The following is a 14,321-nucleotide window of genomic DNA, read 5'->3' as shown; positions in this document are numbered from 1 at the left end:
GGCGCTGGCCCGGCGGCCTACGCCCTTGATTCCGGGCGGGGGACCAGTACCAACCTTGCGCCAGAGGCCTTGAGGCCGGGGCATCAACGGACCGGCCCCATCAAGCCTATTGCGGGAAACCCGGCACAGGCGTATTTTCATCCCCGCAGGGCGCGAGCAACGACTCACCCCTGCCGCCTCCCAAGGATCATCGCCCCGACATAACGGGCAACCCTGATCGCTGACGATGCGACGGCCCGTGGCGATTCCCGCCATGGGAAACCCATCGGAGATCACATGTCCAAGCATAAAAACCGCGGCAATCGCGAAGCCAAGAAACCGAAACAGGAAAAGCCCAAGGTGTCCGCGACCGCCAATTCCAATCTGGGCAAACCTCTCAATATCGGTGCCAAGGCTAAAACCAAGTAACCCCCTCACAGGGCTGACAGAAACCCCCGGGCCGCAGGAGAAACCCCCTACTTGCGGCCCCGCGCCCTTCGCACGGCTTGACCGGTTCGCGCCCTGACGCCAAATTCTGGTTCAGGACAACCCGGAGCGCGCCCATGTGCTGGAGCGAAACCGCCACGCTTGCCTTTGCCGGTCTTGGCTCCGCCGCCACAATGGTGGCCTATCGCCGGGGCGAGCCTTTGGCGATCTGGGGGACGATTGGCTATTTCACCTCGATGGAGCTGCTGCAGCTGGGCGGCTACCGCGTCATTGACCAATGCGGCGACCCGACCAACCGGCTGATTACGCAACTCTCGTATCTGCATGTGGCGATGCAGCCGATCATCGTGAATATCTTCGTGATGGCGCTGTCCCCCACCCCGATCCCGGCCGCAACGCGCAGGTTGGTCCTGATGCTGGCCAGCCTCGGCACGGCGGTGCTGCTCCTGCGGCTGGTGCCGATGGGCTGGGCGGGGACCTGCAGCGCGGGGGATGTGTTCTGTGGCCCGGATTACTGCACCGTATCGGGCAACTGGCATCTGGCATGGGAGGTGCCGCTCAACCGGCCCTGGGACCTGATCCCGCTGGTCGGGGACTACATCCAGGTGCCGGGCTACATGGCCACAGCCATCCTCTTGCCGCTGCTCTACGGCGCGTGGCGCTTTTCGCTGTTCAATCTGTGTTTCGGGCCGGTCCTCGCGGCGATCCTGACCGACAATCCCAATGAATGGCCTGCGGTCTGGTGCCTGTTCTCGGTGGGGATCGTGCTGATCGCGCTCAGCCCGATGATCCGGCGCGGCATCGCCCCGGGTGATATGCATCGGGCCTGACACAGGAAAACCCCCGCCGGGTGGGCCGACGGGGGTCGATCCGGGTCTTACAGCGACCCGGCACATAATGCTGTGTAGATCAGGCCTGCGCGGCTTGCGCCTTGGTGATCTCTTTCTTGACCTTCAGCGCATTGTCGGACAGGTCGGCGTCCTTGGCTTTGGCCAGGAACTTGTCCAGCCCGCCGCGGTGGTCCACGGTGCGCAGGGCAGCCGCCGAGATGCGCAGCTTGATGCCGCGGCCCAGCGTTTCGGACTGCAGGGTCACGTCGTTCAGGTTGGGCAGGAAACGACGTTTGGTTTTGTTGTTGGCGTGGCTGACATTGTTGCCAGTCATCGGGCCTTTTCCGGTCAGTTCGCAACGGCGCGACATGTGATCATCCTCTGGTCTGGTGCAGGACTTTCGCGCCCCGCAAATATCAAAGGGCGCCGCAAAGGCCGCGCCCGGAATCTGGTTTGCAGGCTATTACGCGGGGCCGGGGGAATCGTCAAGGGCCGGGAGGCGGGAATGATGCGATTCCCTGAATAACTCAGGACGCGAGCGCGGCGCTTTGCGTTTCGCAGTATTCCGCCAGCGCCAAACGCCCCGATTTGCGTGCCTGCGCCGCCATGTGCCGCCAGTAGCGCGGACTGTCCCGGCGCGCGTTGCGGTGGATCATGGTGATGCGCCGCAACGGCACGCGGGGTTTGGTCAGCTGCGCCTGAAGCTTGCCGAATTTGCCACCCTCGCGGATAACCCGGCTGGCGGGATGGCCAGCCCCCGCCAGCCGCGCGATCTGCAACCCCGGAAAGGCGGCACAGATCAGTTCCGCATTGCGCAGGTCCATGGGCCGGAACGGATCGGCCAGAATGACGCCGCCGGTCCCGGTGCCGCGCGGGGACAGATCGCCAAGCGCGGGCACGAACCCGGCCGAACAATCGCGGTAGCGCCGATCAAAGGGCACATGCGTTTTGTGGATGGAGTATTGCGGGGAGACCGCGATCAGCTGGCTGAGCCGCAGCGCCGCAGCAAAACGCAGCGCCGCATAGCCGCCCATGGAAAACCCCATGGCCACAACGCGCTCAAACCGTTCCGTCAGGGCCTCCAGCGCCGCTTCCAGCGCCTCGGTTTCGTCATTGATATACCAGTCGTTCCAACGCGCCTGCAGGTGCAGATGCGCCATCCCCTTTGAGGTGAATGTGCGCACCGAGCGCGGCGTATCAAACGCGCCGGGTTCGGCCAGCCTTTGCCGGAAACTCACGAAAAGCTGCGCGCCTTCGGGGTTGAACAGATCCCCGCGGATCAGGTCGCCGTCAAACAGGCGCTCGGGTGTCATGCGTTCAGATGCTCGGCCAGCATTTCCGAGGCCGCGAGCGCCGGGGTGGTCTCGCCCGCCGCCACCTTGTCGGACAGCTCGGCCATGGCGCGGCGCGCGCCCTCGGACTGGAGCCGTGCAAGCAGCGCCTGACGCACCTCTTCCTCGAACCAATACCGCGCCTGTGCCGCGCGGCGGGCGTCGAAATGGCCATTGTCGCGCCGCCAGCCAACCAGCGCCTGCATCTCGTCCCAGGCGGTTTCCAGCCCGTCCTCTTCCAGCGCCGAGACGGTCAACGCCTTGGGGAACCCATCGGGGTCCTGCGGGCGTTTACGCAACAGCCGTAACGCGCCGGAATAATCGGCACAGGTGCGGATCGCGGTGGGTTTGAGATCCCCATCGGCCTTGTTGACAAGGATGATATCGGCCATCTCCATGATGCCGCGTTTCACACCCTGCAACTCGTCGCCGCCTGCAGGCGCCAGCAAGAGCAGGAACAGGTCGGACATCTCGGCCACGACGGTTTCCGATTGACCAACCCCGACGGTCTCGATCAGCACCACGTCAAACCCCGCCGCTTCGCACAGTGCCACTGCTTCGCGGGTGCGCCGCGCCACGCCGCCCAGATGCGTTTGGCTGGGCGAGGGGCGGATAAAGGCGCGCGCGTCGCGGCTCAGCTGCTCCATGCGCGTCTTGTCGCCAAGGATCGAGCCGCCCGAGCGGGCCGAGCTTGGGTCCACCGCCAGCACCGCCACGCGCAGCCCCTTGGCAGTGAGCATCATACCGAAGCTCTCGATAAAGGTGGATTTGCCCACGCCGGGCGTGCCGGACAAGCCGATGCGCAGCGCCTGCCGCCCCGATCCGCGCAGCGCTTCGAGCAAATCGGTCGCCCGCGCGCGGTGATCGGCACGCCCGCTTTCCACAAGCGTGATCGCCCGGGCCAGCGCACGGCGCTCGCCCCTCAGGATGCGGGATGCAAGCTCGCTTGTGTCCATCTGCTCCAAAACTCCTCAAACCGGCGCATTTCCGCAGCTTCCCACCGGGTCCATCGGCGGGGTTTCGCGGCCGGACCTACGCGAACGTGATCCGCTCTGGTGTTTAATGCCTTTGCTTGATCCAATATGTCCAGAGTGCCGGGGCAAAACCAGTGATGAGTAGGCAAAGCATGCGTCACCTTCTATCTTCCGCCAGTCTGGCCCTCGGGCTGGCTGTGGCCCCGCTTCAGGCGGCGCAGAACGGGACCGAGACGGGCAATTTCGATGTGTATTACGCCGGGATCAAGGCCGGTGAGCTGCGCTATGGCATGAAGCAGAACGGAGGAACCTATGCCGCCTCGGGCGTGGTGAAATCCTCGGGCCTTGTGGCGGTCATCTCGGATTTCCATTTCCGGGCAAAATCTCAGGGGCGCGTTGATGGCACCCGCTTTCGCCCGACGCGCTATGAGGAAAGCTCGGACACCGGGCGGCGCAAAAGCGAAAAGACCATCCGCTACCCCGGCGGTGTCCCGACGCTGGAACGTACGGACAAACCCAAGAAGTATTGGCTTGATCCACGCAAGAACGGCGATGCGCTCGATCCGCTGACCGCTGTCTGGCACCTGCTGCGCGACCGGGACACGGACGAACTGTGCACCATGGATGTGAGCTATTTCGACGGGGCGCGCCGCGTGCGGTTGACCACGTCGCAGCTCAAGAAGGATGGCGACACGGTGCAGTGCACCGGGCATTACATCCGTGTGGGCGGGTTCTCGGAAAAGGAAATCCGCGAAGGCACCAAGTTCCCGTTCAAGGTGAGTTATGAGCCCGATGGCAAGGGGCGTTACAAACTGTCCCGTATGGATGTGAAAACTCTGCGTGGACGGGCGCTGCTCATTCGGCGATAAGCCGGGGTGTGACACAGCGACCTGCCCTTCCCATTGATGACGCCCTGCCCGGATTGCTGGACGCAATCGCGGACACGGGCCGTGCCGTGTTGCAGGCCCCGCCGGGCGCGGGCAAGACCACGCGGGTGCCATTGGCGCTGTTGGAGGCCGGGCGCATCAAGGGACGTATCCTGATGCTGGAGCCGCGCAGGCTGGCAGCGCGCGCCGCTGCCGAGCGGATGGCCGAGACATTGGGCGAAGCGGCTGGCCATATGGTCGGCTACCGCATTCGCGGTGAAAGCAAGGTGAGCAAGACCACCCGCATCGAGGTCGTGACCGAGGGTATCCTGACCCGGATGATCCAGTCCGACCCGGAACTCACCGGCATCGGCGCGGTGATCTTTGACGAATTTCACGAACGCTCCCTGAACGCTGATCTGGGGCTGGCGCTCTGTCTTGAGATCGCCGAGGCGCTGCGCGATGACCTGTGCCTCATTGTCATGTCCGCCACGCTGGACGCCGCGCCGGTGGCGGCGCTGATGGGGGACGCGCCGGTAATCACGTCCGAGGGGCGCAGCTACCCGGTCGAAACCCGCTGGCTTCCCAAACCCGTCGGCCCCAAGGCCCGTTTGCCCGATGTCACCGCCGATCTGGTGGCACAGGCGGTGTTGGAAACGGACGGCGGGGTGCTGGTGTTCCTACCCGGCGAGGGTGAGATCCGGCGCTGTCAGGCGCTGTTGCAGGACCGTTTGCCCAAGACCTGCCGCCTTTATCCCTTGTTCGGGGCCATGCCCTTTGACAAGCAGCGCGCAGCGATCCGGCCCGAACGCGACGGGCGGAAAATTGTTCTGGCCACTTCCATCGCCGAGACCTCGCTCACCATCGAGGATATTCGCGTTGTGGTGGATGCGGGCCGTGCGCGGCGGGCGCGGTTCGATCCGGGCTCGGGCATGTCGCGTCTGGTCACCGAAAAGGTCAGCCGCGCCGAGGCCACACAGCGCGCAGGCCGCGCAGGCCGCGTGGCCGAAGGCACCTGTTACCGGCTCTGGACACGCGGCGAGGAAGGCGCTCTGCCCGGCTTTGCGCCCGCCGAGATCGAAGTGGCGGATCTCACCGGGCTGGCATTGGAGGTCGCGCTCTGGGGTGGCACGGTCGAGGACATGCCACTGCTCACGCCGCCCAACCGGGGCAGCTGGGCCGAGGCGCAGGCGCTTTTGCAGATGCTGGGCGCGTTGGACAGCGAGCACCGCATCACCCATCATGGCCGCGCGCTGGCCGCCCTGCCCCTGCACCCGCGTCTGGCGCATATGCTGGCGCTGGCCGGGCCCGGTGCCGCGCCGCTGGCGGCCTTGCTGGCCGACCGCGATCCGCTGCGCGGCGCACCCTCGGACCTGAGTCTCCGGCTTGAGGCGCTGCGCGACCTGCGCGGCTTTCGCGACCGACGCCCCTATGACGTGAATCGCCCTGCGCTGGACCGGATCACGCAAGAGGCCAAGCGCCTGAAGAAAGACGCCAAAAGCGCGCGTCAAGAGGCGTTCAGCCCGGCGCAGATGGCCGCTCTGGCCTATCCCGACCGGATCGGGCTGCGCCGCAAGGGCGATGCGCCGCGCTTTGTGCTCTCGGGCGGCAAAGGCGCGGTGATGGATGAGAGTGATCCGCTGGCCTCTCAGCGGCTGATCGTGGTGACGGATACGGACGGCAACCCGCGCGAGGCGCGCATTCGTCAGGCCATCGCCATTTCCGAAGGTGAGATACGTGCGCTCTTTGACGAACAGATCACATGGGAGAACATCTGCGACTGGTCCAAACGCGACCGTCGCGTCGTGGCGCGGCAACAGGAACGGTTTGGCGCGCTGGCCTTGCAGGACCGGCTGTGGAAGGACGCGCCCCGGGATGCCATCGCGCGCGCCATGCTGGACGGGGTACGCGATCTGGGCCTGCGCTATTCCAAGGGGGCCGCGCGTCTCGTGGCGCGGATCAACGTGGCGCGCGCCGGGGGCATGGACCTGCCGGACGTCTCGGAAGCGGCACTGCTTGAAACGCTGGAGGAGTGGCTCCTGCCCTATCTGGCCGGTGTCAAGACCGCCGATCACTGGAAAGGGTTCGACATCCACGATGCGCTCTGGTCACGCCTGACATGGGAGCAGCAACAGGCGCTGAACCGGGCCGTTCCCGCCCATTTCACCACGCCTTTGGGGCGGCAGATCCCCATCGACTATTCCGGCGAGCACCCCGAGATCACCCTGCGCCTGCAGGAAATGTTCGGCCAGACCGAACACCCGACCGTCGCGGGCCAACCGCTGCGCGTCACGCTCCTGTCGCCCGCCCAGCGCCCGGTGCAGACCACGATGGATATTCCCGGCTTCTGGGACAGCTCCTATGCGGATGTGCGCCGCGACATGCGCGGGCAATATCCCAAACACCCCTGGCCGGAAAATCCGCGCGAGGCCGATCCGACGCTGCGGGCGAAGCGGCGGACATAAGAGATTGCATTTGATGCCCATGAAACGACGATTTCTTTTGTAGAAATCGGTCCGGAAACTTCAAAAGTTTCCGGTGCCTTATCCGGATCAATCGCTCAATTGCATGGGCTCTCTCACTCCTGCCCCACCTGCCGGCAAAGCAGGATCACTGGCAATAGCCCCACCGCCACAATCACGAGACTGGGCACCGCGGCCCCTTCGAGCCGTTCGTCGGCGGCCAGCCGGAAGGCCTGCACCGCCAATGTGTCATAGTTGAAAGGCCGCATGATCAGCGTGGCGGGCAGCTCCTTCATCACGTCCACGAAGACGATCAGCAGCGCGGTCAAAAGCGACGGCGTCAGGATCGGCATATGGACCCGGCGCAGCGTGCCGTAGCTGGACTGCCCCAACACCCGTGCTGCGGCGTCGAGATTGGGGTTGATGGCGCTTTGGCCCCCTTCATAGGAGCCGATGGCAGCCGCCAGAAAGCGGATCATGTAGGCAAAGACCAGCACCCAGATCGAGCCGGTGAACAAAAGCCCCGTGGAGACATCGAACTGCGCGCGCATGAAGCTGTCCAGCGCATTGTCAAAGGCCGCAAACGGCACCAGCAGACCCACCGCGATGACCCCGCCCGGCACCGCATAGCCCAGCCGCCCGGCATAAAGCGCCAAGCGCGCCGCGCGGCTTTGCGTGACCCGGTGATAATAGCCAAGGATGATCGCCGCCAGAACCGTCAGCACCGCCGCTGTCCCCGCCAGGGTCAGCGAGTTCTGGATGAACGCCAGATAGCGCCGCCCCAAAAGGTCCTGACCCGAGCCGATCCCCATGATCACCAGTGCCACGATGGGCAGGAGCGCGCCGAACAGCACCGGCACGGCGCAGAGGAGGATTGCGCCCGACTGCGACCAGCCGCTGAGCCGCAACGGCGCCAGCCGCTCCTGACGCCTGCCGGAATGGTATTTCGCCTCGCCGCGCGAGCGCCGCTCCAGCACCGCCAGCGTCAGGGCAAAGGCCAGCAGTCCCAGCGACAGTTGCGCCGCCGCCGCCCGGTCGGCCATGGAGAACCAGCTTGTGTAGATACCCGTGGCAAAGGTCTGCACGCCGAAATAGGACACGGTTCCGAAATCCGCGATGGTCTCCATCGTGGCCAGCAATACCCCCGCGGCAATCGCCGGGCGGGCCATGGGCAAGGTCACGCGCATGAACGCCTGGAACGGCGTCTTGCCCAATGCGCGCGCGGCGTGAAAGGTGCTGGCGCTCTGACCCAGAAAGGCCGCGCGCGCCAGCAGATAGACATAGGGATACAGCACCAGCGTCAGCATCAGCGCCGCACCGCCAAGGCTGCGAATCTCGGGGAACCAGTAGTCGCGCGGACCCCAGCCCATCAGATCGCGTAAGCTCGATTGCACGATGCCCGGATGGTCCAGAAGATGGGTATAGGCATAGGCCAGCACATAGGCCGGAAAGGCCAGCGGCAGGACCAGCAGGATCTCGAACAGCTTGCGCCCCCGGAACTCTGTCATCGTCACCAGACAGGCCGCCCCGGTGCCCAGCAACAGCGTGCCCAACGCGACGAGCGCCACCAGCACGGCGGTATTGCCCGCATATCCCGGCAACACGGTCCCCGCCAGATGCCCCAGCGTGGAAACGCCGCCCGTCAGGGCCGCGATACCCACCGCCACGATGGGCAGCAGGCACAGAAGCGCAATGGCATAGGACGATCCGCGCAACGCCCAGAGCGACTCCTTCGCACGTTTTCTGGTGAATGCAGTCATCCGCAGCCTCCTGACATCCGAGCTTTTCTGTCAGGTTCTGCGCACGGGTGCAAGCCGGGGCCTACCCCATCGCGGTGGGTTTTGGCGGCACCTGGGGCGTATAGGCGCAGCGATCCGGCTTCACATCCAGAAGCGGCGTGCCATTGAGACAATCCAGCCCGCGCACCCGGAGCGCCCCGGCCTCGACCCCGAGCAGGCGCACGCGGGACAGGCCGATGGGATTGGGCCGCACAGGCGAGCGCAGGGCAAAGGTGCCCGTGGTTTCGCCATTGGCCTTCGGGCTTTGCAGCACAAGATCGCGGCGACTTTCATGCAGCCAGTAGAAGAGTTCGATGAAATCGTAGCGCTCCAGCCCCTTGAGCGCCTTGTGCCACAGCGGTTCAAGCACCACGCGGCATTCGGGGCCATTGATGGCGTCCCCCTGCCGGGGGCACAGTTCGCGCGAGGTAAACGGTGTCCGGATCACACCGATGAAGCGCAGTTGCGCATCTCCGGGCGGCGGCCCGTCCACGGCTTCCTCGTTTGGCCGAAGGTCATTTCTGGATGGCATGGCGGGCGCCTCCGGTTCGCGTTCGGGCAAATGTTAGCGCCTTTCATGGCCCGGGCGATATCCCACTTTTGTGTCGGATTGTCGCGGTGGGCGGTTCACACGCCCTGGTAATCCCCCCGGACCACAAAAAAGGGCGCGGCAGGTTTCCCTGCCGCGCCCCTGTTTCACGATCGCGCCCGATCAGGCCAGATCGTAGCGATCCGCGTTCATCACCTTGGTCCATGCGGCGACGAAATCACGGGCAAATTTATCGCCGTTATCGTCCTGGGCATAAACCTCGGCATAGGCGCGCAGGATCGAGTTCGAGCCGAACACTAGATCCACGCTGGTTGCCGTCCACTTGACCGCGTCGCTCTTGCGGTCGCGGATTTCATAGGCGCCCTCACCGGTGGGCACCCATTTGAACGCCATGTCAGTCAGGTTGACAAAGAAATCCGTGGTCAGCGCACCCACACGGTCGGTCAAGACCCCGTGGCCGGTGCCGCCATGGTTGGTGCCCAGAACCCGCATGCCGCCGATCAGGCAGGTCATTTCCGGCCCGGTCAGCCCCATGAGCTGTGCCCGGTCGAGCAGCATCTCTTCAGGAGTGACGACATAGTCCTTCTTGACCCAGTTGCGGAAGCCATCGGCCAGCGGCTCCAACACGTCGAAGCTGTCGGCATCGGTCATCTCGTCCGTGGCATCACCCCGGCCCGGCGCGAAGGGAACGTCCACGTCATAACCAGCGGCTTTGACCGCCTGCTCAACACCCACGTTACCGGCCAGTACGATCACATCCGCCACGGACGCCCCGTGTTTCGCGGCAATCGGCTCCAGCGCGGCCAGAACCTTGGCCAGACGCGCAGGCTCGTTGCCTTCCCAGTCTTTCTGGGGGGCAAGACGGATACGCGCGCCATTGGCACCGCCGCGATAGTCGGATTGGCGGAAGGTCCGCGCGCTGTCCCATGCGGTGGCGATCATGTCGGCCTGATCCAGACCGGCGGCAGCGATATCAGCCTTGACGGCGGCGACATCGTAATCCGCATTGCCCGCAGGCACCGGATCCTGCCAGGTCAGCACTTCCTTGGGCGCGTCAGGGCCGAAATAACGGGTGTTCGGGCCCATGTCGCGGTGAGTCAGCTTGAACCACGCGCGCGCGAAGCAATCGCTGAAATACGCCGGATCGGCGATGAATTTCTCGCAGATCGCGCGATAGACCGGGTCCACCTTCATGGCCATATCCGCATCGGTCATCATCGGCATGACACGGGTGGTCATGTCGGTGGGATCGACGGGCATGTCCTCTTCCTTGATGTCGATGGGACGCCATTGGTTGGCCCCGGCGGGGGACTTGGTCAGTTCCCAGTCATAGCCGAACAGCAGGTCGAAATAGCCCATGTCCCATTTGGTCGGATTGGTGGTCCATGCGCCTTCGATACCCGAGGTCACGGCATTTGTGGCCTTTCCGCCCAAGTTCGGGTTGACCCAGCCAAAGCCCTGATTTTCCAGCGGCGCACCTTCGGGCTCTGCGCCCAGCGCGTCGGCGTCGCCATTGCCATGCGCCTTGCCCACCGTGTGGCCACCGGCGGTCAGCGCGGCGGTTTCCTCGTCATCCATTGCCATGCGGGCAAAGGTTTCACGCACCTGCGCACCGGTCTTGAGTGGGTCGGGATTGCCGTTCACGCCTTCGGGGTTCACATAGATCAGGCCCATCTGCACGGCGGCCAGCGGGTTTTCCATCGTGTCGGGCTTGCCCACATCGTCATAGCGGGTATCGGACGGCGCCAGCCATTCCTTTTCTGCGCCCCAATAGGTGTCTTTCTCCGGGTGCCAGATATCCTTGCGGCCAAAGGCGAAGCCAAAAGTTTTCAGGCCCATATCCTCATAAGCCATGGTGCCCGCAAGCAGGATCAGGTCGGCCCAGGAAATCTTGTTGCCGTATTTCTTCTTGAGCGGCCACAACAGGCGGCGCGCCTTGTCGAGGTTGCCGTTATCGGGCCAGGAGTTGAGCGGGGCAAAGCGGATATTGCCCGCACCGCCACCACCGCGGCCATCGGCCAGACGGTAGGACCCCGCCGAGTGCCACGCAAGACGGATCATCAGTCCGCCATAGTGACCCCAGTCCGCGGGCCACCAGTCCTGGCTGTCTTTCAGCAGCGCTTTCATGTCCGCCTTGAGCGCCTCGACGTCCAGAGACTTGACCTCTTCGTGATAGTCGAAATCCGGCCCCATCGGGTCGGTCTTGCTGTCATGCTGGTGCAGGATGTCCAGATTGAGTGCACTGGGCCACCAATCCATGACCGAGCTTTTCAGCGCCGTCAGGCCACCATGCATCACCGGGCATTTGCCGCCGGTGTCGATATCGTTTCCGTCCATGTCTCACTCCATCAATGGGATGTTCAGAATGCGGTTTGGAAAGGTCAGAAACCGGGATTTCCCCCACGTCTCCCTGCTCACCAGACAGGCGATCCGACCCTTGCACGCAATGTGCAACGGGCCGGATCTAACCTCGACTCCCCTGTCTACGAATCCGACAGTAACAAACTGCCGGGCGGTGAAAAAATTGTATTTTCAGATTAGAGTTATAATTTCTTCTTATCGATTTTTCTCAAACTGCCCTGCGCAGCAAATCACAACACCGTCGCGGGTGTCAGGCCGAGCATCAGGAAACCGAGCAGAAACACCGCCTGCGCCACCCAGTAGCTCAACCAGACAAGGTAATCCGTGGGATTTTGCCAGCGGCTGTCCCGAGCGATCAGGAACAGTTTGCTGCCCAGCAGCGCGTCGGAGATCACAAACAGCACCGCGGCCCACAGGATCGGCGCGCCCACAGCAATCGCGGAAAGTCCCATCAGCACGATCAGCACGACATAGATCATGACCGGGATGCGCAATGCTCCTGCGGCGCGCCAGAGCGGGATGCCCAGCCCCACCGCAAGCAGCAAAAGCGCCACAGCCAGCGGCGCTGCGGGCCATTCCGTCAGAAGGGCCGCATCAAAGCCCGGCATCGCGACAAACAGCGCGGTATAGGCAATGTGGGACAGTGCGAAACTGCCCAAGCCACCCAGAAACGTCGCGTCGCCGTCACGGGACAAGAACGCATCGCCCAGCGCGCCCAGTGCCAGCGCGACGGTCAGCAAAACCGGCAGCGCCTCGGCAAAGGACACCAGCGCCAGCAGCGCTACGGAGAGCGTCTTGATCACCGTCTTGGCCATCGATGGCCCGCGCGCGGCAAAGCGCAGCAGCGTGATCAGCGCCGAGGCTGCCGCCAGTGAAAGCGCCCAGGCGGTCAAACCTCGTCCGGGAAATGCTTCATGGTCAGGCGGATCGGGTTTGGCGCGGCCTGACCCAGCCCGCAGATCGAGGCATCCGCCATGGCGGTACAGACCTCTTCCAACAGCCCCTGATCCCAGCGATCCGCCTGCATCAGCTTGACCGCTTTCTCACAGCCCACCCGGCACGGCGTGCATTGACCACAGCTCTCATCCTCGAAGAAACGCAGCATGTTCAAAGCCGCATCCCGCGCGCTGTCCTGATCGGACAGGACCACCACGGCAGCAGAGCCAATGAAGGTGCCATGCGGTTGCAGCGTGTCGAAATCCAGCGGAATGTCGTCCATGGACGCGGGCAAGAGCCCAGAGGACGGGCCGCCGGGCTGGTAGGCTTTGAACACGTGACCGTCGGCCATGCCGCCCGCCGCCTCGATGATATCGGTGATGGTGGAACCTGCAGGCAGCAGATGCACGCCGGGGGTCTTCACACGGCCCGACACGGAGTAAGAGCGCAGCCCCTTGCGGCCGTTCTTTTCGACCGAGGACAGGATTTCCGGCCCCTCGCGGCACACCTTGGCCACCCAATAGAGCGTCTCGACATTGTGGACCAGCGTCGGGCGGTTGAATATCCCCACCTGCGCCACGAAAGGCGGGCGGTGGCGGGGCAGTCCGCGCTTGCCTTCGATCGACTCGATCATCGCGCTTTCTTCGCCGCAGATATAGGCCCCGGCCCCCCGGCGCAGGTCGATATAGCCCGGCTCCACGATCCCGGCCGCTTCCAGCGCGGCGATCTCACGCGCGAGGATTTCCAGCACCGCCGGGTATTCATCGCGCATATAGATGAAACAGGTCTCGGCCTCGACCGCCCATGCGGCGATCAGCATGCCCTCAAGGAACAGATGCGGCTCGCGCTCCAGGTAATAGCGGTCCTTGAAGGTGCCCGGCTCGCCCTCGTCGCCATTCACGGCAAGGTAGCGCGGACCGTCATTGGCGCGCACGAAGCCCCATTTCTTGCCCGACGGGAAGCCCGCCCCGCCCAGCCCGCGCAGACCGGCGGACAGCACCTTGTCCTGCACCGCCTCCCAATCGCCGCTCTCGCGCAGATCGGACAGCGTCGCGTAGCCGCCCGCATCGCGATAGGCGGCAAGGGTTTGATAGGCGGGCAGATGCGCGTGAGTGTCGCCCGCGGCAATCGCCGCCTCCACCTTTTCCACCGTGGCATGGTCAATATGGTTGTGGCCCAGTTCCAGCACCGGCGCGGTATCACAACGCCCCATGCAGGGCGCGCGCACGACGCGCACCTCGGCCGGGTCCATCCCGTCCTGCAACGCATTCAGCAATTGCTCGGACCCGGCCAGTTCGCAGGACAGCGAATCGCAGACCCGGATGGTCAGCGCGGGCGGCGGGGTTTCGTCCTCGCGGATGGGGTCGAAATGGGCATAAAAGGTCGCAACCTCCCAGACCTCGGCCATGGACATGCGCATCTCTTCGCAGAGCGCGCGCAGATGGGCGGCGCTTTGATGGCCGTATTCATCCTGAATCAGATGCAGGAATTCGATCAGCAGATCGCGGCGGCGCGGGCGGTCACCCAGCAGCGCGCGCACCTCTTCCAGCGCCTGATCGTCGAATTGGCGGCCCTTGGGCGTATGACGCCCCTTGCCCTTGCCCGATTTCCAGACGCCTTTGCGTTCGTCGAGTGCCATGGCTGCATTCCCTTCCCGTGCAGCGCGACCATAGAAAGCCCACGCCAACCCCGCGAGGTCAAATGCGACCTCTGAGCGTCATTTCGCGTTGCCCGCTGCCGCTTATCCTTCCACAATTTGCCCTATGGGAAACGCAATTGCGCGCTACCTGCCCAATACACACCCCGA

The 14,321-nt window shown here is 64.4% G+C and carries 12 protein-coding genes; 4 read left to right on the top strand and 8 right to left on the bottom strand.

Going from position 1 to position 14,321, the window contains the following annotated elements; all coding sequences use genetic code 11:
- Positions 1-276: 276 nt before the first annotated feature.
- Entirely contained in the window at positions 277-408 is a 132-nt protein-coding gene (locus PGB28_RS03120; RefSeq protein WP_271420026.1) for a hypothetical protein, read from the top strand.
- Between the two features lie 134 nt (positions 409-542).
- Positions 543-1,256 carry a DUF5765 domain-containing protein gene (locus PGB28_RS03115; RefSeq protein ID WP_271420025.1) on the top strand — a complete coding sequence of 238 codons (714 nt, stop codon included), beginning with the start codon at positions 543-545 and terminating at the stop codon, positions 1,254-1,256.
- 79 nt (positions 1,257-1,335) lie between these two features.
- Here PGB28_RS03115 and rpmB read toward each other — a convergent pair whose 3' ends face one another.
- The 3 genes from rpmB to meaB all read right to left on the bottom strand — a co-directional run bounded on the left by rpmB (position 1,336) and on the right by meaB (position 3,543).
- Positions 1,336-1,626 (bottom strand): 50S ribosomal protein L28, encoded by a 291-nt coding sequence (gene rpmB, locus PGB28_RS03110; RefSeq protein WP_271420024.1) that lies wholly within the window; start codon positions 1,624-1,626, stop codon positions 1,336-1,338.
- A gap of 157 nt (positions 1,627-1,783) precedes the next feature.
- On the bottom strand, positions 1,784-2,569 hold the full coding sequence (locus PGB28_RS03105; protein WP_271420023.1) for an alpha/beta hydrolase: 786 nt from the start codon (positions 2,567-2,569) through the stop codon (positions 1,784-1,786).
- Positions 2,566-3,543, bottom strand: a complete 978-nt coding sequence (meaB, locus tag PGB28_RS03100; RefSeq protein ID WP_271420022.1) for a methylmalonyl Co-A mutase-associated GTPase MeaB — start codon at positions 3,541-3,543, stop codon at positions 2,566-2,568. The genes PGB28_RS03105 and meaB overlap by 4 nt, the downstream gene beginning before the upstream one ends.
- A 170-nt stretch (positions 3,544-3,713) precedes the next feature.
- Here meaB and PGB28_RS03095 point away from each other — a divergent pair, with 170 nt between their 5' ends.
- Together PGB28_RS03095 and hrpB are read left to right on the top strand one after the other, a co-directional pair.
- Complete coding sequence (locus PGB28_RS03095; RefSeq protein WP_271420021.1) at positions 3,714-4,430, top strand: DUF3108 domain-containing protein; 717 nt, start codon at positions 3,714-3,716, stop codon at positions 4,428-4,430.
- An 8-nt stretch (positions 4,431-4,438) separates the two neighbouring features.
- Positions 4,439-6,892 (top strand): ATP-dependent helicase HrpB, encoded by a 2,454-nt coding sequence (gene hrpB / locus PGB28_RS03090; protein ID WP_271420020.1) that lies wholly within the window; start codon positions 4,439-4,441, stop codon positions 6,890-6,892.
- Positions 6,893-7,005: 113 nt separating this feature from the next.
- On the opposite strand, the gene PGB28_RS03085 is transcribed toward hrpB, so the two are convergent.
- The 5 genes from PGB28_RS03085 to PGB28_RS03065 all read right to left on the bottom strand — a co-directional run bounded on the left by PGB28_RS03085 (position 7,006) and on the right by PGB28_RS03065 (position 14,153).
- Entirely contained in the window at positions 7,006-8,649 is a 1,644-nt protein-coding gene (locus PGB28_RS03085) for an ABC transporter permease (protein ID WP_271420019.1), read from the bottom strand.
- 61 nt (positions 8,650-8,710) lie between these two features.
- A complete protein-coding gene (gene tsaA / locus PGB28_RS03080) occupies positions 8,711-9,199 on the bottom strand; it encodes a tRNA (N6-threonylcarbamoyladenosine(37)-N6)-methyltransferase TrmO (protein WP_271420018.1) in 489 nt (162 codons plus the stop codon).
- Positions 9,200-9,379: 180 nt separating this feature from the next.
- A complete protein-coding gene (gene katG / locus PGB28_RS03075) occupies positions 9,380-11,554 on the bottom strand; it encodes a catalase/peroxidase HPI (protein WP_271420017.1) in 2,175 nt (724 codons plus the stop codon).
- A 254-nt stretch (positions 11,555-11,808) separates the two neighbouring features.
- Complete coding sequence (locus PGB28_RS03070) at positions 11,809-12,471, bottom strand: lysoplasmalogenase (protein ID WP_271420016.1); 663 nt, start codon at positions 12,469-12,471, stop codon at positions 11,809-11,811.
- The gene (locus PGB28_RS03065; RefSeq protein WP_271420015.1) at positions 12,468-14,153 is read right to left on the bottom strand and encodes an NAD(P)H-dependent oxidoreductase subunit E; all 1,686 of its coding nucleotides are present in this window, start codon (positions 14,151-14,153) and stop codon (positions 12,468-12,470) included. The genes PGB28_RS03070 and PGB28_RS03065 overlap by 4 nt, the downstream gene beginning before the upstream one ends.
- Positions 14,154-14,321 lie beyond the last annotated feature (168 nt).

The sequence above is a fragment of the Primorskyibacter aestuariivivens genome, from assembly GCF_028023675.1.
GTDB classification, from domain to species: Bacteria; Pseudomonadota; Alphaproteobacteria; order Rhodobacterales; family Rhodobacteraceae; genus Marinovum; species Marinovum aestuariivivens.
Note: the sequence above shows the minus strand (reverse complement) of the source record. Positions and strands in the feature narration are given on the sequence as shown.

Bases quoted from the DNA above. Each gene is read 5' to 3' on its own strand.
- PGB28_RS03120 (WP_271420026.1), top strand. From the start codon at position 277: ATGTCCAAGCATAAAAACCGCGGCAATCGCGAAGCCAAGAAACCGAAA.
- PGB28_RS03115 (WP_271420025.1), top strand. From the start codon at position 543: ATGTGCTGGAGCGAAACCGCCACGCTTGCCTTTGCCGGTCTTGGCTCC.
- rpmB (WP_271420024.1), bottom strand. From the start codon at position 1,626: ATGTCGCGCCGTTGCGAACTGACCGGAAAAGGCCCGATGACTGGCAAC.
- PGB28_RS03105 (WP_271420023.1), bottom strand. From the start codon at position 2,569: ATGACACCCGAGCGCCTGTTTGACGGCGACCTGATCCGCGGGGATCTG.
- meaB (WP_271420022.1), bottom strand. From the start codon at position 3,543: ATGGACACAAGCGAGCTTGCATCCCGCATCCTGAGGGGCGAGCGCCGT.
- PGB28_RS03095 (WP_271420021.1), top strand. From the start codon at position 3,714: ATGCGTCACCTTCTATCTTCCGCCAGTCTGGCCCTCGGGCTGGCTGTG.
- PGB28_RS03085 (WP_271420019.1), bottom strand. From the start codon at position 8,649: ATGACTGCATTCACCAGAAAACGTGCGAAGGAGTCGCTCTGGGCGTTG.
- tsaA (WP_271420018.1), bottom strand. From the start codon at position 9,199: ATGCCATCCAGAAATGACCTTCGGCCAAACGAGGAAGCCGTGGACGGG.
- katG (WP_271420017.1), bottom strand. From the start codon at position 11,554: ATGGACGGAAACGATATCGACACCGGCGGCAAATGCCCGGTGATGCAT.
- PGB28_RS03065 (WP_271420015.1), bottom strand. From the start codon at position 14,153: ATGGCACTCGACGAACGCAAAGGCGTCTGGAAATCGGGCAAGGGCAAG.